This is a genomic window from Chitinivibrionales bacterium (assembly GCA_014728215.1).
Classification (GTDB): Bacteria; Fibrobacterota; Chitinivibrionia; order Chitinivibrionales; family WJKA01; genus WJKA01.
On the sequence record WJLZ01000029.1, the window covers coordinates 1 to 3,082 of the forward strand.

The window sequence follows — 3,082 nt, forward strand, 5'->3', positions numbered from 1 at the left end:
AAAAAAGAGTAAGAAAATATTAGCGGTCATCATCTGACGGGAAGATGTTCTTTCCATCGATTCCCCGTGCCATTATATGAGTGATTCCACCAGGAATTATAATTCTCTTTTTTGTCGGCATAAGAGGTTTTTAATTTATTATTTTAACTCCGGGGTAATACGCGCACCCATAAATGATTAGCCGCAGATAACTCTATCATCACCAGGTAACGGAGCAGACAAGATAGATCAAGGAACATCAGCACTGACTTTTTCAGGAACGGATCCCGATGGAGACCAGTTGACATACACAATTATTGTCGGCACCAATTCAGCGACACTCTTGACAAGCGGAACAAAAAAGTCCGGCAGTTCTCCGTACTCATTGACGAATTTCGGTTTGAACCCGGGTGCAACCTATGCCTGGGCGGTTGTTGTTTCTGACGGAGATTTGAAAGACACATCTGAAGTGCGTTCGTTTCACACTAAAACCTGCAGCCTTCATGGAAAGATGTATTGACATTTAAAAACTATCGAAATCAGACTTTGAGAATTTACCTTCACAACCAGATTGCAGCCAAATCCCCTGGCCACAACCTTTCCTTTGAAATAACATCAGGTCCAGCCGGCGCCCGAATACAAAATGACACGTTAATCTGGGCGCGGCCTCACAATGATATTCAAACAAAAGCCGTTCAGATAACCGCAACCGACAGTTGGGCCATCGAACCTCGTTCAGGTATCGGCAATTTCACGATAAATGCTGATATGACCGAACCTGCAGGAATGAGATTTATTCCTTCAAAAGATACCACATTCCAGATGGGGAGCTGGTGGACAGTAAATTCGGAATACATGAACCCGCACGATGCCAGACTTACTTATGATTTCTTCATAGATACGACTGAAATAACACAACAGCATTTCGAAAAATACTTCCCAATAAACCCATCAAGTGTGAAAAACCCGTTAATGCCTGTAACAGATATCAGTTGGTTTGCTGCAGCATTGTTTTGCAATAAAAGAAGTGCTGCAGAAGGGTTAGAAGTAGTATATGAGTACGATCAAATTCTCGGCTCGGTTGCAGATTCTTGCAAGATGGTAAATTTAACCATACACTACGATCGTGACGGATACCGGCTTCCGGTAGAAGCAGAATGGGAATTTGCTTATCGCGCACGCTCTTCAAATGATTATTATTGGAGCCATAATTTCTACAACGGGTATCCGACAACTCAGGAGAGATCAACAATTGAGACCTATGAATATTGGGAAGGTATTCACATGAATTCTCAACAATCGATAGTTGCTTCTAAATTGCCGAATAATTTTGGGCTGTATGATATGGCAGCAAATGTTGGAGAAATTATAAACGATTATTACAATTATTCTTACGGCACTATAGATTTAATAGATCCCAAAGGGCCTGTGACTGGAACCGACCGGACAATGCGATTTGGAAATTATAGCGAATACCCCGTGTGGCTGACAGCCTGGGCGCATTTCCCAATTTCACCAACAAGCACTAACTCGATACGCGGATTTCGCTGCATGCGAGTCCGGAGATAAAATTTTCATATACTATTTTAATGCTGTCTGCGTAAAAACCGTTTTCCATTTATAGAAATTCTAAATGGCACTCTTTAAAAACAGCCGCTCCAATATTTTGCTATCGCCACTGTTCAAAGCACGCTCATTTTTTTATAAAGGCAACACGGTCAATTGTCCTTGCTGTAATGGAAATTTTAAAAAATTCCTTCCCGCAGGCCAGAATGAAAATCGCCGTGAAAATGCGAAATGCCCTGATTGCTCCTCACTGGAAAGACATCGACTTACAGCGTATCTGTCGAAAAAGTTGTTGATCGGCAGGTCACAAATTCGTTTTTTACATATCGCAGCGGAGCAGTGCCTGATCAGCTTTTTTGGCAACATGAATCCTCAATTATATGTCACCGGAGAACTCGAAGGAAGAAATTGCACAATCAATTTCAGCATTGAGAGTATTCCCTTTAAAGATGAGACATTTGATGTCGCACTTTGCAGCCACGTACTTGAGCATGTTTTGCAGGACCGCCTGGCAATTACCGAATTTTACCGTGTTTTGAATAAAAATGGCATCGCATTCCTTGAGGTGCCAGTCGACAAAAGCATACGCTGCACGATCGAGGGTAGTCCATCAATGTCGCGGGAAGAAAGAATCCGCATTCTCAAGCAGGAGGACCACCAGAGACTCTATGGCCTTGATTTTTCCTCACGCCTGACCGAGGCCGGATTTGCTGTTGAAGAAATTGATGTCGCCAGGGAATTCAGCCATGAAGATATTAAAAAATATGGCTTTGATATCGAGGAGATCTTTTTTGTTTGCCGAAAGCACAAAAGCTCTTGTTGATTATTCAATGTATGCTTAGGCGACGAAAATAGCCGACCTGGATTAGGTTTAGGGACGTAGGTTTAGGGACGGTGTTCAATAAATCATTTATATTATTCACATGCCTCGCCGAGCCAGATTATTTGTCCCCGGTTGCCTGCACCACGTCATGGCGCGCGGGCTTGATGGCATGGATATTTTTGCAGACGACAGTGACCGCCGGGTTTTCTGCAATCTGCTTGGGCGATACATTGGTCAATCCGGCACAAAATGCTATGGCTGGTCGCTGCTCAAAAATCACTATCATCTCGTATTGCGCACCTCCGACCAGCCGCTTGCCATACTCATGAAGCCGCTTAACGCCCGCTATGCGATGTATTTCAACAAGCGGCATAAGCGACGCGGGTATCTCTTTCAGGACCGCTTCAAATCTATTGCTACCCAGGAGCAACGCTACATCCAGGAATTAATACGCTATGTGCATCTCAACCCGATTCGGGCCGGTATCTGCAATGACTTGAAAGAACTGGACCGCTATACCTGGTGTGGCCATAGCGCCCTGATGGGAACTCAAGCGTGCGCATTTCAAGACATATGGCCGGTACTGCGACGGTTTGGGAAATCGGCACAAACGGCACGCATTGCCTATAGCGAGTACCTTGCGCAGGGTCTTTCGCGAAAAACAGAGGAGGATTTATTTCCATATGGCTCCCCGAAAGCCGCTTCGGAAGGCCC

4 protein-coding genes are annotated in these 3,082 nt (G+C 44.4%); all 4 read left to right on the top strand.

Annotation, left to right across the window (positions count from 1 at the left end):
* Positions 1-280 precede the first annotated feature (280 nt).
* A complete protein-coding gene (locus GF401_01985; GenBank protein MBD3343816.1) occupies positions 281-499 on the top strand; it encodes a hypothetical protein in 219 nt (72 codons plus the stop codon).
* Positions 496-1,548, top strand: a complete 1,053-nt coding sequence (locus GF401_01990; GenBank protein MBD3343817.1) for an SUMF1/EgtB/PvdO family nonheme iron enzyme — start codon at positions 496-498, stop codon at positions 1,546-1,548. The genes GF401_01985 and GF401_01990 overlap by 4 nt, the downstream gene beginning before the upstream one ends.
* A 64-nt stretch (positions 1,549-1,612) precedes the next feature.
* Positions 1,613-2,368 carry a methyltransferase domain-containing protein gene (locus tag GF401_01995; protein MBD3343818.1) on the top strand — a complete coding sequence of 252 codons (756 nt, stop codon included), beginning with the start codon at positions 1,613-1,615 and terminating at the stop codon, positions 2,366-2,368.
* A 100-nt stretch (positions 2,369-2,468) separates the two neighbouring features.
* A partial coding sequence (locus tag GF401_02000) for a transposase (GenBank protein ID MBD3343819.1) occupies positions 2,469-3,082 on the top strand: 614 nt, incomplete at its 3' end.